This is a genomic window from Pseudomonas azotoformans, from assembly GCF_900103345.1.
Classification (GTDB): domain Bacteria; phylum Pseudomonadota; class Gammaproteobacteria; order Pseudomonadales; family Pseudomonadaceae; genus Aquipseudomonas; species Aquipseudomonas azotoformans.
Genome location: NZ_LT629702.1, coordinates 6533287 through 6548397, shown reverse-complemented (window position 1 = coordinate 6548397; position 15111 = coordinate 6533287). Strand labels below are relative to the sequence as shown.

Here is a 15111-nt window from a genome sequence, read left to right as displayed (position 1 = left end):
CCCTCGGGGCAGCCCTGGAAACCGCCGGATGTTATCACAATCGCCGCCACGCACCTATCCCCCTGATGCGCATGGAGCATAGTAAGTTGACGGATGACAGGCTTGAGGGCGACGAGAGGGGCTCAGAGCTGGGTCAGGGGTATTTTTCCGGGCTGGATCGGAGGGATTTATTGACTTTTAGCGCCAATCGGGGGCAAGCCCCCTCCCACATTTTGAATGTGTTCACGATTCAAGTGTGGGAGGGGGCTTGCCCCCGATCGCTATCTGACAAGCATCGACGCCCTCAATGCAGGCGTTTACGGCACATCAATTTGGCCAACTTGGCGGTGTCCGGCCGTTCGACCACGCCTTTTTCGGTCACGATCACATCGATCAGGTCAGCCGGGGTCACGTCGAACACCGGATTGAAGGCCGCCACATCCGCCGCGAAGCGCTGGCCGGCGACTTCCAGCAACTCACCGGCATCGCGTTCTTCCAAGGCAACGTCATCGCCAGTGGCCATCATCAGGTCCAGGGTAGAACTCGGCGCCACCACCATGAAACGCACGCCGTGGTGCATCGCACACACGGCCAACTGGTAGGTGCCGATCTTGCTGATCACATCACCGTTGGCGGCAATGCAGTCGGCGCCGACGATCACCCAGGTCACGCCTTTGGTCTTGAGGATATGCGCACCGGCCGAGTCGGCATTCACCGTCACCGGGATGCCCTCGCCCGCCAGCTCCCAGGCGGTCAGCCGCGAACCTTGCAGCCAGGGCCGGGTTTCATTGGCGTAGACCTGCTCGACCATGCCTTCGAGGTAAGCCGCGCGAATCACCCCGAGCGCCGTCCCCACACCGCCGGTCGCCAGGGCACCCGCGTTGCCATGGGTGAGGATGGCCTGGGCATTGCCCTGGTGCTTGCGGATCAGCTCGACGCCGAGCTGGGCCATGGTCAGGTTGGCCTCGCGGTCACTTTCATGGATAGCGATGGCCTCCGCCTCCAGCACCGCCAGCGGGTCGGCGTGCTTTTTCACACGATCCAGGCGATCACGCATGCGCTTCAACGCCCAGAACAGGTTCGACGCGGTGGGTCGGGCATCGGCCAACAATGCGTAGTCTTCTTCCCACGCAGCCTGCCAGTCACCGCCTTCGGCGATCCGCTCACGGGCCGCCAGCACCAGGCCATATGCGGCGCTGATGCCGATGGCCGGCGCACCGCGCACTACCATCGAGCGAATGGCTGCAGCCACTTCATCGACCGTCACGCAGGCCACCCAGCTTTCCCGGGACGGCAAGGCACGCTGATCGAGCAGGTACAGTGCGCCATCACGCCAATCGATGGCCTTCACTTTCTCCGCTGCCAACAGTCGATCGCGCATCCCTTACTCCGCACTCATAAACAAAGCCGCCGATTATAGCGATCCGCCAGCCAGGACGCTCGGGTATACTTCGCCCTTCTTTTATAGCTGCCTGGGAAGAAGCCTGCGATGACCGCCACTGCCGCCCCGCTCGACTTATTGTTGCTGCCCACCTGGCTGGTACCTGTCGAACCCGCTGGCGTGGTGCTCAAGGAGCATGGCCTGGGCATCCGCGATGGGCGCATTGCCTTTATCGGGACTCGCCAGGCGGCGTTGAAACTGGCCGCCAGGGAAACCCGCGAACTACCTGGCATGCTGCTCAGCCCCGGCCTGGTCAACGCCCACGGGCACGCGGCGATGAGCCTGTTTCGCGGCCTGGCCGATGACCTGCCGCTGATGACCTGGCTGGAAAAACACATCTGGCCCGCCGAAGCCAAGTGGGTCGATGAAGCCTTCGTACGCGACGGCACCGACCTGGCCATCGCCGAACAGCTCAAGGGCGGCATCACCTGCTTCTCCGACATGTACTTCTACCCCAAGGTCGCCAGCGATTGTGTGCACAACAGCGGCATGCGCGCGCAGATCGCGATTCCGATCCTCGACTTCCCGATCCCCGGCGCCGGCAGCGCCGACGAGGCGATTCGCCAGGGTGTCGAGCTGTTCGGCGACCTCAAGCACCACCCGCGCATCAAGATCACCTTCGGCCCGCACGCGCCTTACACAGTGTGCGATGACAACCTGGAAAAAATCCGAGTGATCGCCGAAGAACTGGACGCCGCGATCCATATGCATGTTCACGAAACCGCCTTCGAAGTGCAGCAAGCGGTCGAACAGACCGGCGAGCGCCCATTGGCGCGCCTGGGTCGGCTCGGCCTGCTCGGCCCGCGCTTCCAGGCCGTTCATATGACCCAAATCAGCGAGGACGACCTGGCTTTGCTGGTAGAAAGCAACACCAGCGTCATCCATTGCCCGGAATCCAACCTGAAACTGGCCAGCGGCTTTTGCCCGGTGGAGCGTCTGTGGCAGGCTGGCGTGAATGTGGCCATCGGCACCGATGGCGCCGCCAGCAACAATGACCTCGACCTGTTGGGCGAAACCCGCACGGCGGCGATGCTGGCCAAGGCCGTCGCCGGTTCGGCCACCGCACTCGATGCCCATCGCGCCCTGCGCATGGCCACCCTCAATGGTGCGCGGGCCATGGGCCTGGAAAGCGATATCGGCTCGCTGGAAGTCGGCAAGGCGGCGGATATCGTTGCTTTCGATCTGTCGGGGCTGGCGCAACAACCGATCTATGATCCGGTCTCACAGCTTATATATGCCACCGGACGCGATTGCGTGAAACACCTTTGGGTCGCCGGCAAGCAATTGCTCGACGACCGGCAATTGACCCGCATGGATGAACAACAGTTGACCGCCACGGCCATCGCCTGGGGCCAACGCATCAGCGGGCACAGCGAATAACGAAGGTCTTGAACCCCGGCGTTCAAGACTGACAAACCGATTTATCAGATTTAGAGGATTCACCATGAGCAACGTCGACCACGCCGAAATCGCCAAATTCGAAGCCCTGGCTCACCGCTGGTGGGACCGCGAAAGCGAGTTCAAGCCTTTGCACGACATCAACCCGCTGCGGGTCAACTGGATTGACGAGCGCGTCAACCTGGCCGGCAAGAAGGTACTGGACGTCGGTTGCGGCGGCGGCATCCTCAGCGAAGCCATGGCTCAGCGCGGCGCGACCGTGATGGGTATCGACATGGGCGAAGCGCCCTTGGCCGTGGCCCAATTGCACCAGTTGGAGTCCGGGGTGAGCGTGGAATACCGCCAGATCACTGCCGAAGCCCTGGCCGAAGAAATGCCCGAGCAGTTCGACGTGGTCACCTGCCTGGAAATGCTGGAACACGTGCCCGACCCGTCCTCGGTGATCCGCGCCTGCTTCCGCATGGTCAAGCCCGGCGGCCAGGTGTTCTTCTCCACCATCAACCGCAACCCCAAGGCCTACCTGTTCGCGATCATCGGCGCCGAATACATCATGAAGCTGCTGCCGCGCGGCACCCACGACTTCAAGAAATTTATCCGTCCGTCCGAGCTGGGTGCCTGGAGCCGCCAGGCCGGGCTGACCGTCAAGGACATCATCGGCCTGACCTACAACCCGCTGACCAAGCACTACAAGCTGGCCAACGATGTGGACGTCAACTACATGATCCAGACCCTGCGCGAGGAGTGAGCCTGTGAAGTTGCGAGCGGTTCTCTTCGACATGGACGGTACCCTGCTGGATACCGCGCCGGACTTTATCGCCATCTGCCAGGCCATGCGCGCCGACCGCGACCTGCCGCCGATCAACCCCCAGCACATCCGCGATGAAATCTCCGGCGGTGCGCGGGCAATGGTTGCGGTGACCTTCTCGATGGACCCGGAATCCCCAGGCTTTGAAGAGCTACGCCAGGAGTTCCTCGAGCGCTACCTCAAGGGCTGCGCGGTCCACAGCAAGTTGTTCGACGGCATGGCCGAGCTGTTGGAAGACATCGAGAAGTCCAAGCTGATCTGGGGCGTGGTCACCAACAAGCCCCTGCGCTTTGCCGAACCGATCATGCAGCAACTGGGCCTGGCTGAGCGTTCGGCGCTGCTGATCTGCCCCGACCATGTGAAAAACAGCAAGCCGGACCCTGAGCCGATGATCCTGGCCTGCAAGATGCTCGGCCTGGACCCGGCCAGCGTGCTGTTCGTGGGCGATGACCTGCGTGATATCGAGTCCGGCCGCGACGCCGGCACCCGCACGGCCGCGGTGACTTACGGCTACATCCACCCGGACGACAACCCGCGCCATTGGGGCGCCGATGTGGTGGTGGATCACCCGCTGGAACTGCGCAAGGTGCTGGATAACGCACTGTGCAGTTGCTGATTATTCAACGCCCCCACCCTCTATGAAGACCCAATGTGGGAGGGGGCTTGCCCCCGATAGCGGTGTGCCAGCCCGCACCTATCGGACTGATAGGCCCTCATCGGGGGCAAGCCCCCTCCCACAGGGGATCTTCAGTGTTTTCGGATTTGGGGTTCATAAGCTGCTGAATTCTGTCGAGGCTATTTATGTTTGATTACTCCGCACGTCCAGAACTGCTCAAAGGCCGGGTGATCCTGGTCACCGGTGCCGGTCGCGGGATTGGCGCCGCGGCGGCGAAAACCTACGCCGCTCACGGCGCGACCGTGCTGCTGCTGGGCAAGACCGAAGCCAACCTGGCCCAGGTGTATGACGAAATCGAAGCCGCAGGCCAACCACAGCCAGTGGTGATCCCCTTCAACCTGGAGACCGCCCTGCCCCATCAATACGATGAGCTGGCAGCGATGATCGAAAAGGAATTCGGCCACCTCGACGGCCTGCTGCACAACGCCTCGATCATCGGCCCGCGCACGCCGCTCGAACAGTTGTCCGGCGAGAATTTCATGCGGGTGATGCACGTGAACGTCAACGCGATGTTCATGCTGACCAGCACCTTGTTGCCGCTGCTCAAGCTGTCGAAGGATGCGTCGGTGGTGTTCACCTCCAGCAGCGTCGGGCGCAAGGGCCGGGCTTACTGGGGCGCCTATGGCGTGTCGAAGTTTGCGACCGAAGGCTTGATGCAAACCTTGGCTGATGAGCTTGAGGATGTGGCAGCGGTACGCTCCAACAGCATCAACCCAGGCGGCACGCGCACCAGCATGCGCGCCCAGGCGTATCCAGGGGAAAACCCGATGGAACGGCCTGCTCCGGAAGAAATCATGCCGGTGTACCTGTACCTGATGGGGCCGGACAGTGCCGGCATCAACGGCCAGGCGTTCGACGCGCAATAACCGGCACATTGTAAAACCAAATGTGGGAGGGGGCTTGCCCCCGATTGCAGTGGATCAGTCAACAGATACAGTGACTGTCCCACCGCTATCGGGGGCAAGCCCCCTCCCACATTTTTCAGCAGTGTGGTTTAGTTTTTCACCACTTCTTCGAGGGTGAAGCGGCCCAACGGGTTCTGCAGGAAGTTGCTCACATTCTTGCGTGAGATGTTGATGTACGGGCTGTAGTACAAGTCGATCCAGTTCACATCCTGTTTCGCCAGTTTCTGCAATTCCACATACATCTGCTCACGCTTGACCGGATCGGCCTCGATCCGTGCCTGCGCCACCAGGTCCTTGACCTTATCGTTCTTGTAGCGGGTCATGTAGTTCTGGTTGGTGTCGTGGCCCAACACGAAGGTGGTCTTCTGGTCCGGGTCGAGGATGTCATTGGTCCAGTACATCACCGAAATATCGTACTCACCGTCCACCAGCATCTGCCAGCTCTGGGTCGGGTCGACCTTTTGCAGGTTGGCGGTCACACCGACCTTGGCCAACTGGTCCTTGATGATCACCGCAATCTGCTCGTCGGCCTCGTTGCCGGCGTTGACCACGTAGTTGAGCTTCAAGTCCTTGGCACCGGCCTGCTCCAGCAGCTTCTTGGCGGCGGTCGGGTCATACGGACGCTGCAGGTTGTTGGCGTAGTGGTACAGCGAGCCCTTTGGAATGTAGGAATAGGCCACAGTGCCCTGACCGTAGGTGGCGGTCTTCACCAACGATTGTTTGTCGATGGCCATGTCCAGCGCCTGACGCACTTCCGGCTTGGCCAGCAGGCCGTGGGCGTGGTTGATCAGCAGGTGATCTTCACGGGTGGACGGGTCGGCGTGGATCACCACGTTCTTGTCTTTCTTCAGCTCTTCAACCCGCGAGAACGGTACGAAGATCGCCGTGTCCAGCTCGTTGTTCTGCACCATGCGCATGCGCGTGTTGTCGTCAGTGACGGAGACCCACTCCACGCCATCCAGGCTCACGTTTTTTGCCTGCCAGAAGTTCGGGTTCTTCTTCAGGATCACCCGATCGCCCTTGCGCCACTCGTCCACGGTAAACGCACCGGAGGTTACCGGGTTTTCCGAGTAGGCGTCTTCGCCCATCTTGGTCATGGCTTTTTCCGACAGGATCGACACCGTCGGCGACGCCAGTTGCGAGAGGAAGGCTACAGCCGGGGTTTTCAGGGTGACCACCAGGGTTTTCGCATCCGCCGCCTTGGCCGTGTTGATCAGGTTGAACGGATCAGCCCACAGCGACGCCTTGTTGTCGCGGATACGCAGCAGGCTGAACGCCGCATCGTCGGCAGTAATGGCCGAGCCATCGGAGAACTTTGCGTCACGCAGTTTGAAGGTGTAAGTCAGCCCGTCCTTGGAGATATCCCAGCTTTCAGCCAGGCCCGGCTCCATCTTGGTGCCCAGGTTGTCGACGCGCACCAGAGTGTCGTAGACATTGGCAAATACCCAGGTGTCGCGGTTTTGCGCGCTTTTGATCGGGTCGAACGTGGTGCTGTCTTCACGGCAGCCGATGGTCAGTACACCGGCGGCCTGCGCGAAACCGGCAGTCAGCGACCAGGCGGTCAGTGTGGCGGCGGCGAGCAACTTCAAGTGGCGCGATTGCATGTCATAACTCCTTGTTCATGAATGGCAGGGATGGGTTAAAGCAAAGGTTCTTCAAGCACGCAACTGTACCGATGCTCGTGCAGGAAATGCGTTGGCGGCAACACCACGGAACACAAGGCGCGGGCATGCCGGCAACGCGGGTGGAAGGCGCAGCCGGTGGGCAAATTCAGTGGGCTCGGTGGTTCACCCGGCAAAGGCTGCGTAGGTAACGGCCGATGCGGATCGATCTCGGGAATCGCCTGGATCAACGCCGCCGTGTACGGGTGACGCGGTGAAGTAAAGACCGCCTCCACTGGCCCCTCCTCGACGATCTTGCCCAGGTACATCACCGCCACGCGGTCACACAGGCGGCGCACGATGGCCAGGTCATGGGCGATGAACAGGATCGCCAGGTTCATGCGCTGTTGCAGTTCCAGCAGCAGGTTGATGATCTGGCCCTGGATCGACACGTCCAGTGCTGCCACGCACTCGTCGGCGATGATCAGACGTGGTTCCACCGCCAGCGCCCGGGCAATGCCGACGCGCTGGCACTGGCCACCGCTGAGGGAGCCGGGTTTGCGGCTGGCCAGTTCGGGGCGCAGGCCGACCAGGTCGAGCAGTTCATTCACACGAGCTGCAACTTGCTCTGGCGCGACTTTGCGCTGCACGCGCAGCACCTCGGCGATGGTTTCACCGATGGTGTGGCGCGGGTTCAACGCGGCGTACGGGTCCTGGAAGATCATCGCGGTTTCATGCCGCAGGCGAGTGATATCGATGGCGCTGCCGTGGGCCATGTCGATGCCATCAAACAACACCTGACCGGCGCTGATCGGGTTGAGGTGCAGGATGGCGCGGCCCAGGGTGCTTTTGCCACTGCCGGACTCACCCACCAGCCCCAGGGTTTCACCCGCCGCCAGGTTCAGCGACACGCCATTCACCGCCCTCACCCACTGCTTGTTCAAGCCGAACACGCCGGTGCCGGAGGCGGCAAACTTCACCTCAAGGTCCTTGATCTGCAACAGGCTCATGGCTGCACTCCCAACGGGTAATGACAGGCCACTCGCGCACCTTGTGGCAGCACCTCGGTGCACAAGACGCCGACCTGCGGGCAGCGCGGGTTGAAGCGGCAACCGGCGGGCAATGCGTCCAGCAACGGCGGCTGCCCAGGGATCGTGCGCAGCAAGGCGTGGCCGCTGCTGTGGGCGGGCTGGCAATCGATCAGGCCGGCGGTGTAAGGGTGCTGCGGTCGAGCCAGCAAGTCGTATTTGCTGCCGTGCTCGCACAGCCGCCCGGCATACATCACTGCGATGGAATCACAGGTTTGCGCCACCACGCCGAGGTCATGGGTAATCATGATGATCGACAGGCCGCGCTGATCACGCAGGTCCAGCAGCAACCGCAGGATCTGCGCCTGCACCGTCACATCCAGGGCCGTGGTCGGCTCGTCGGCGATCAGCACTTTAGGGTTGCAGCCCAGCGCCACGGCGATCATTGCGCGCTGGCGCATGCCGCCAGAAAACTCGTGAGGGTAGTTGTCGACCCGCGCTTGGGGATCGGGGATGCCAACCTGGCGCAGCACGTCGATAGCCTGCAATCGTGCGTCTTTTTTTGACGCGCCTTGATGCAGTCGAATGCCTTCGGCAATCTGCTCGCCGATACGCATCAGCGGGTCGAGGTGGCTGCTGGGGTTCTGGAAGATCATGCCCAGTTGGCCGCCGCGCACGGCGCGCATGCCAGCATCATCCAGTGCCAACAGGTCTTGGCCGGCCAGCCGCACTGCGCCGCCTTGCACGCGCAGGCTGGGCGATGGCAGCAGGCGCATCAGGCCGCGACAAGCCATGGTCTTGCCTGAGCCGCTCTCCCCTACCAGGCCGAGGATTTCGCCTTCGGCCAGGTCGAACGACACTCGGTCGACCAGGGTCACCTCGCGCCCGGCATCGTTGGCGATGACACTGAGGTCGCGCACTTGCAGCAGACTCATGAGCGGTCCCCCAACACTTGCGCTACGCCATCGGCGAGCAAGCTGAAGCCCATGGCCAGGGTCACGATGGCCAGCCCCGGAAAGGTACAGATCCACCACGCGGTGGTGATAAAGGCCTGCCCCTCGGCGACCATGGTGCCCCATTCGGCGGTCGGCGGTTGCACGCCCAAGCCCAGGTAGCTCACGGCGGCGCCATTGAGCAGCACCAGCACCGCGTCCGACATGGAAAACACAATCGAGCCGAACATCGCATTGGGCAGCAGATGCCGGAACAGAATGCGCCCGTGGCCAAAGCCCAGGCTCTTGGCGGCCAGGGCAAACTCGCTTTCCTTGAGCACCAGGATCTGCGAGCGGATCAGCCGCGCATACGACACCCAGCCGACCAGCGCCATGGCAATGTAGAAACTCTTCAAGCCCGGCCCGAGGATGGCCATGATCGCCAGCATCAGCACCAGGAACGGAAACGCCAGGATCACGTCGATCACGCGCATGCAGACGCTGTCGAAGCGCCCGCCGATATACCCGGAAACCGCGCCGATGAAGGTGCCGATCATGAACGGGAAGATCACCCCGACAATCGCCAGTTGCAGGTCGATGCGCGCGCCCCAGATCACTCTCGAAAGGATGTCCCTACCGTAGTTATCCGTACCAAACGGATGCGCAAGACTCGGACCGAGCAAACTGAAATCGGTGTTCTGCGCAATCGGGTCATACGGCGCGATCCACGGCGCAAACAGCGCAAGCGCCAACCACAGCAGCAGAATCAACAGGCCCCACGCCGCCGTCAGCCGGCCATTGCGAAAACCGAAGCGCAGGCGCATGCGCCACGGGGCAATCAACGGGCGGCTGCTCATTGCATCTTCACCCGTGGGTCGAGGGCCACCGTCACCACGTCAGCGATGAAGTTGACCACCACCGTCGCGCAGGCCAGCACCATGGCCACGCCCTGCACCACCATGTAATCGCGGGTAAAGATCCCGCGCACCAGCAATTGGCCGATACCGGGGATCGCGAACAGGCTTTCGATCACCACCGTGCCGCTGATCAGCCAGCCGATGTTCACCGCCAGCAGGTTGACCGCCGGCACCAGGGAATTAGGCAGTACATGCCGGCGAAACACGGCGGCTTCCGACAGCCCACGGGCGCGGGCGGCGGTCACGTGATCAGCCTGCAACTCCATCAGCATGCTCGCCCGCAGGTTGCGCACCAGCACCGCCGACAGCGCCAGGGCAATCGTCAGGCACGGCAGCACCATATGGTGCGCCTTGTCCAGCCAGGTGCGGCCGTAGCCGGACACCGGAAACAAGCCCCACTGCACACTCAGCAACAGGATCAGCATCAAGCCCAGCCAGAACGCCGGCATGCCCAGGCCAACCGTGGTGAACACGCGGATCAGGTTGTCCGCCCAGCCGCCCTTGTTGCGTGCGGCCCACGTCGCCAGCGGCACCGCGATCAGCAGCGCCAGCACCACGCTGCCCAGTACCAGTACTAGGGTGGGCTCGATGCGCGTGACAATCAGCTTGAGAGCGTCGACCTTGTACAGCAGCGATTGGCCGAGGTCGCCCTTGAGCAAGTTCTTGAGGAAGTAGAAATATTGCAGCCACAACGGCTGGTCGAGGCCGTACTGGGCGCGGATCTTCAGCAAGGCATCCGGCGTGCTGCGCGAGCCCAGCAAGGCGCGCGCCGGGTCGCCGGGGATCGAGCGCACCAGCACAAAGGTGATCAGGCTGATGCCAAACAGCACCGGCAGCAACTGCAGCGGCCGGGACAGCACAAAACGATAACGCGCCAGGTTCATCCGTCAGCCTCGGTGACGAGCGAGGAAGTCCAGCAACACCGGGAAATACGCCTGGGGCTCCTCGTAAAAAGGCATATGGCTGCTGTTGGGGAACACATGCAATTCGGCGTGTCGGGCCGCCATTTTCATGCGCATGGCGCAGGCGGGGGTGAGTTCGTCGTGCTGGCCGGTGGTGATCAGGATCGGCATCTTGAACTCGGCCATCTCGGGGATGCGGTTCCAGTCCTTGAGGTTGCCGATGTAGAGGAATTCGTTGGGGCCCTGCATGGTTTCGTAGGGGCCCATGTTCCAGTCGTCGAGAGAGCGCTTGACCGGTGCAGGCCACTCGTCCAGTCGGCACACGTGGCGGTAGTTGAGCAAGGTGATCGCCGCCTGGTATTGCGGGTGGTCGAGGGTGCCCATGGCCTCGTGGCGTTGCATCATGGCCACGGTTTCGCTGCCAAGGGCGCCGCGCAGGCGCTCCAGCTCCTGGGACAGGTGCGGAATGTCGCCCACGGTGTTTTCGAGGATCAGGCTTTTCAGTGCGTCGGGGTAATGGATGGCGTATTCGATACCGAGCCAGCCGCCCCAGGAATGCCCGAGCAGATGCACACGGCCCAGGTCCAGGGCCTGACGCACGGTTTCGACTTCTTCGACATAACGGCGGATTTCCCACAGTGAGACATCGGTGGGTCTGGCTGATGCGCCCGTGCCAAGCTGGTCGAATGCAACCACTCGCAGGTTATGGTCCTTGAGCCAGCCATGGGCGTCGCGCAAGTAGTCACACGGCAGGCCCGGCCCGCCGTTGAGGCACAGCAGCACCTCATCGCCTTCGCCAAAGCTGTAGACCACGAGGTTATGGCCGTCGACTTGCACGTTGTACTGCTGGTCGGGGGCAATTTCACGCCACATGCATACATTCCTTGTGTAGTGTCGGCCTGGCGGGTAGCGGGCCGTATATCAGGCCAACACTACCGAGGATGCCGCGCGTCCATAACCTAGCATTTCTTATAGGTTTGGCCTGGCAGTCCTTCGCCGGGGCGTGGCATTCTACTTGCAGCAAGTCGAGATTCAAATGAAATCGGGAGCAGAACGGATGCTGGCCAAGCTGACTGCCTTAAATCACCGTCTGATGCCGGGCAGGAGCCTGGACGAGCAGATGGACAACACCTTTATCCTCGCCCAGCAACTGGGCTTCGACGCCTTGGTGTACGACTACACCCCGGTGCCGATCGACCAGGATGGTGCATTGATCACCCCTTCGGTGCTGCAACTGCGCAACACCCCGCCCGACTGGCATGCCTTGTGGTGCAGCGAAGGGTTCTACCAGATCGACCCGGTGCAACATCTGGCCCTGAGCCGGGTGTCGCCGTTCGTGTGGTCCTACGACGTCAAGGCCGACACCCCGCTGCAAAAGATCATCGACCCCTGCCACGCGCCGGTTTCATCCTACCTACATGACCAGCAATTGACCTGCGGGGTCAGCGTGCCGATCCACCTGCCCCGCGGTGGCTTTGCCTCGCTGACCGGCCTGCGTACCGGCAATGCCCGCAACGTGCTGCAGGATGCGCAGCAGACCCTGTCGGATTTCGGCCTGATTTCCCATGCGTTACAGGAGGCCGCCTACCCGCTGTTCAGCAAAGAGCTGCGCACTTACCCGCATATCCACCTGACCAAACGCGAACGTGAGTGCCTCAAATGGGCTGCCGACGGCCTGACTGCGGCCGAAATTGCCACACAACTGAGCCGTTCCCTGGCGGTAGTCACCCTGCACCTGGCCTCGGCCATGCACAAGCTGGGGGCCAAGAACCGCGTGCAAGCGGTGGTGCGCGCCACCCATTACCGCCTGCTCGACGATTGACCGCCGGGCAAAACCTAGCTGTTTTGCTAGTTACTTAAATTTCTTTCACCCATTATCGTGTCCCCGATCCTTTTTTCAGAGCAGGGCACGAAATGGAATTCATCGAAAAAATCCGCGAAGGGTATGCGGCGTTTGGCGCCTACCAAACCTGGTACCGCGTCACCGGTGACCTCTCCAGCGGTCGCACGCCCCTGGTGGTTATCCACGGCGGCCCCGGATGCACCCACGATTACGTTGACGCGTTCAAGGATGTCGCCGCCAGCGGCCACGCCGTGATCCACTACGACCAACTGGGCAACGGCCGCTCCACTCATCTGCCCGACAAAGACCCATCCTTCTGGACCGTAGGCCTGTTTCTCGAAGAACTGAACAACCTGCTGGACCATCTGCAGATCAGCGATAACTACGCGATCCTCGGCCAGTCCTGGGGCGGCATGCTCGGCAGCGAACACGCGATCCTGCAACCCAAAGGCCTGCGTGCGTTCATCCCGGCCAATTCGCCAACATGCATGCGCACTTGGGTCAGCGAAGCCAACCGCCTGCGCAAATTATTGCCTGAAGGCGTGCATGAAACCCTGCTCAAGCACGAAACCGCCGGCACCTATCAGGACCCGGAATACCTCGCCGCATCGCGGGTGTTCTATGACCATCACGTGTGCCGGGTCATCCCATGGCCCGAGGAAGTGGCGCGCACCTTCGCCGCGGTCGACGCCGACCCGACGGTGTACCACGCCATGAGCGGCCCGACCGAGTTCCATGTGATCGGCAGCTTGAAAGACTGGAAATCCACTGGCCGCCTATCGGCGATCAACGTACCGACCCTGGTGATCTCAGGCCGGCACGACGAGGCCACGCCACTGGTAGTCAAGCCGTTCCTGGATGAAATCGCCGATGTGCGCTGGGCGCTGTTTGAAGACTCCAGCCACATGCCCCATGTGGAAGAACGCCAGGCGTGCATGGGGACTGTGGTGAAGTTTCTGGATGAGGTGTGTTCGGCAAAATACAAAGTGCTCAAGGCCAGCTGAATGCTCAAGCTGGATGCATTCCAATTGTGGGAGGGGGCTTGCCCCCGATGACGGGGGATCAGCTGAGTGATGGGTTGCTGACACACCGCTATCGGGGGCAAGCCCCCTCCCACATTCAGACCTCAGTGGTTTGAGGCTTTGCGGCCTTCTTCGACACTTCCGCCACCAACGGGATTTCCCTGCCCTGCGCATCAAACAACTTGCCGCCCTTGAAGTAATCCCCATCACGCAGTTCCGACACATCGCGAAAGCACAAGCTACGCTCGGTCCCCGCCACAAATACCGACTGCTGGTCCGAGTTACCGGCGGTGAAATGGTTGAACGCCAGGTTCAGCAGGATCGCCATGATTGCCGATGAGCTGATCCCCGAGTGGAAAATAGTCGCGAACCAAGTCGGGAAGTGATCGTAGAAGCTCGGTGCCGCAATCGGGATCATGCCAAAACCGATGGAAGTGGCGACGATGATCAGGTTCATGTTGTTGCGGTAATCGACCTTGGACAAGGTGCGGATACCACTGGCCGCCACGGTACCGAACAGCACAATCCCGGCCCCGCCCAACACTGAAGTGGGCACCGCCGCGATCACGCGCCCCATGAAGGGCAGCAAGCCGAGGATCACCAGGAACAGCCCGCCCGTGGCCACCACGAAGCGGCTCTTGACCCCGGTCACCGCCACCAGCCCGACGTTCTGAGCGAAGGCGCTTTGGGTGAACGAACCGAAGATCGGCGCAAACATGCTCGACAGCATATCGGCGCGCAGCCCGTTGCCCAGGCGTTTTGAATCGACTTTGGTGTCGATGATTTCACCCACCGCCAGGATATCCGCCGAGGTCTCGACCAGGGTCACCATCACCACGATGCACATGGAAATGATCGCGGCCACGTGAAAGGTGGGCATGCCGAAATGGAAGGGTGTGGGGAAACCGAACATCGGCCCCTGGGTCACACCCGAGAAGTCAGCCATGCCGAGGAACACCGCAATCACGGTGCCGATCACCATCGCCAACAGGATCGACAGGCGCGAGATGGTCGCGCTGCCGATCTTGCTCAGCAGCAACACCAGTACCAGGGTCAGCGCCGCCAGGCCGATATTGGACATGCTGCCGAAATCTGCAGCGCGGCTGTTGCCGCCCATGGCCCAGCGCGCCGCAACGGGCATCAGGGTCAGGCCGATGGTGGTGATCACAATGCCCGTCACCAACGGCGGGAAAAACTTGGTGATCCGTGAGAACACCGGGGTTATCAATAAACCAATGAACGACGCGGCCATCACCGCACCGAGAATCGCCGGCACACCACCGGCGCCATCACTGCCGACAATCGCCACCATGGTTGCCACACCGGCGAACGATACGCCCTGCACCAGCGGCAACTGGCAGCCGAAAAACGGCAGGCCCAGGGTCTGCAACAGCGTGGCCAGGCCACCGGCAAACAGCGACGCGGCGATCAGCAGGCCGATATCCGCCGGCGACAAACCTGCCGCCTGGCCGACGATCAACGGTACCGCGACGATGCCGCCGTACATGGTGAGCACATGTTGCAGGCCGTAAGCCATGTTGGCGGCGACGCCGAGATTCTCATCTTCTGGCCGCTGCGGTAACGCCTTCGGGATAGTCATGGTGAGGGGTTCTCTGTTTTTGTTGTGCGGTCACTGTATGCAACGTTTGGACTGGATGTCCA

The 15111-nt window shown here is 61.8% G+C and carries 14 protein-coding genes; 6 read left to right on the top strand and 8 right to left on the bottom strand.

The genetic code is table 11. The features are described from left to right. Window positions 1-283: 283 nt before the first annotated feature. Window positions 284-1360, bottom strand: a complete 1077-nt coding sequence (mtnA, locus tag BLR69_RS29765; protein ID WP_071496678.1) for an S-methyl-5-thioribose-1-phosphate isomerase — start codon at window positions 1358-1360, stop codon at window positions 284-286. Between the two features lie 108 nt (window positions 1361-1468). Here mtnA and BLR69_RS29760 point away from each other — a divergent pair, with 108 nt between their 5' ends. The 4 genes from BLR69_RS29760 to BLR69_RS29745 all read left to right on the top strand — a co-directional run bounded on the left by BLR69_RS29760 (window position 1469) and on the right by BLR69_RS29745 (window position 5165). Continuing rightward, window positions 1469-2800 carry a TRZ/ATZ family hydrolase gene (locus BLR69_RS29760; RefSeq protein WP_071496679.1) on the top strand — a complete coding sequence of 444 codons (1332 nt, stop codon included), beginning with the start codon at window positions 1469-1471 and terminating at the stop codon, window positions 2798-2800. 64 nt (window positions 2801-2864) lie between these two features. Beyond that, entirely contained in the window at window positions 2865-3563 is a 699-nt protein-coding gene (ubiG, locus tag BLR69_RS29755) for a bifunctional 2-polyprenyl-6-hydroxyphenol methylase/3-demethylubiquinol 3-O-methyltransferase UbiG (RefSeq protein ID WP_003189760.1), read from the top strand. 4 nt (window positions 3564-3567) lie between these two features. Next, a complete protein-coding gene (gene mupP, locus BLR69_RS29750) occupies window positions 3568-4239 on the top strand; it encodes an N-acetylmuramic acid 6-phosphate phosphatase MupP (RefSeq protein ID WP_071496680.1) in 672 nt (223 codons plus the stop codon). A gap of 185 nt (window positions 4240-4424) precedes the next feature. Next, window positions 4425-5165: a YciK family oxidoreductase gene (locus tag BLR69_RS29745; protein WP_071496681.1), complete on the top strand. Its 741-nt coding sequence runs from the start codon at window positions 4425-4427 to the stop codon at window positions 5163-5165. Window positions 5166-5293: 128 nt separating this feature from the next. On the opposite strand, the gene BLR69_RS29740 is transcribed toward BLR69_RS29745, so the two are convergent. From BLR69_RS29740 to BLR69_RS29715, 6 genes are read right to left on the bottom strand one after another with little or no spacing between them, the layout of a single operon-like run. Further along, window positions 5294-6808, bottom strand: coding sequence for an ABC transporter substrate-binding protein (locus BLR69_RS29740; RefSeq protein ID WP_071496682.1), 1515 nt, complete (start codon window positions 6806-6808; stop codon window positions 5294-5296). Between the two features lie 35 nt (window positions 6809-6843). Continuing rightward, window positions 6844-7815 (bottom strand): ABC transporter ATP-binding protein, encoded by a 972-nt coding sequence (locus BLR69_RS29735; RefSeq protein ID WP_071496683.1) that lies wholly within the window; start codon window positions 7813-7815, stop codon window positions 6844-6846. Further along, a complete protein-coding gene (locus BLR69_RS29730) occupies window positions 7812-8768 on the bottom strand; it encodes an ABC transporter ATP-binding protein (protein ID WP_071496684.1) in 957 nt (318 codons plus the stop codon). Before BLR69_RS29730 ends, BLR69_RS29735 begins: the two co-directional genes overlap by 4 nt. Further along, window positions 8765-9622 carry an ABC transporter permease gene (locus tag BLR69_RS29725; RefSeq protein WP_071496685.1) on the bottom strand — a complete coding sequence of 286 codons (858 nt, stop codon included), beginning with the start codon at window positions 9620-9622 and terminating at the stop codon, window positions 8765-8767. Before BLR69_RS29725 ends, BLR69_RS29730 begins: the two co-directional genes overlap by 4 nt. Further along, window positions 9619-10566 carry an ABC transporter permease gene (locus tag BLR69_RS29720; protein ID WP_071496686.1) on the bottom strand — a complete coding sequence of 316 codons (948 nt, stop codon included), beginning with the start codon at window positions 10564-10566 and terminating at the stop codon, window positions 9619-9621. Before BLR69_RS29720 ends, BLR69_RS29725 begins: the two co-directional genes overlap by 4 nt. Before the next feature lie 3 nt (window positions 10567-10569). Further along, a complete protein-coding gene (locus tag BLR69_RS29715; protein ID WP_071496687.1) occupies window positions 10570-11457 on the bottom strand; it encodes a proline iminopeptidase-family hydrolase in 888 nt (295 codons plus the stop codon). 184 nt (window positions 11458-11641) lie between these two features. Between BLR69_RS29715 and BLR69_RS29710 the strand changes: the two genes are divergently transcribed. Both BLR69_RS29710 and BLR69_RS29705 read left to right on the top strand, forming a co-directional pair. Beyond that, a complete protein-coding gene (locus BLR69_RS29710) occupies window positions 11642-12406 on the top strand; it encodes a LuxR family transcriptional regulator (protein ID WP_071496688.1) in 765 nt (254 codons plus the stop codon). Window positions 12407-12498: 92 nt separating this feature from the next. Beyond that, window positions 12499-13431, top strand: coding sequence for a proline iminopeptidase-family hydrolase (locus BLR69_RS29705; RefSeq protein WP_071496689.1), 933 nt, complete (start codon window positions 12499-12501; stop codon window positions 13429-13431). Window positions 13432-13546: 115 nt separating this feature from the next. Here the strand turns inward: BLR69_RS29705 and BLR69_RS29700 are convergent, their stop codons facing one another. Next, the gene (locus tag BLR69_RS29700; protein WP_071496690.1) at window positions 13547-15049 is read right to left on the bottom strand and encodes a nucleobase:cation symporter-2 family protein; all 1503 of its coding nucleotides are present in this window, start codon (window positions 15047-15049) and stop codon (window positions 13547-13549) included. Window positions 15050-15111: the final 62 nt, after the last annotated feature.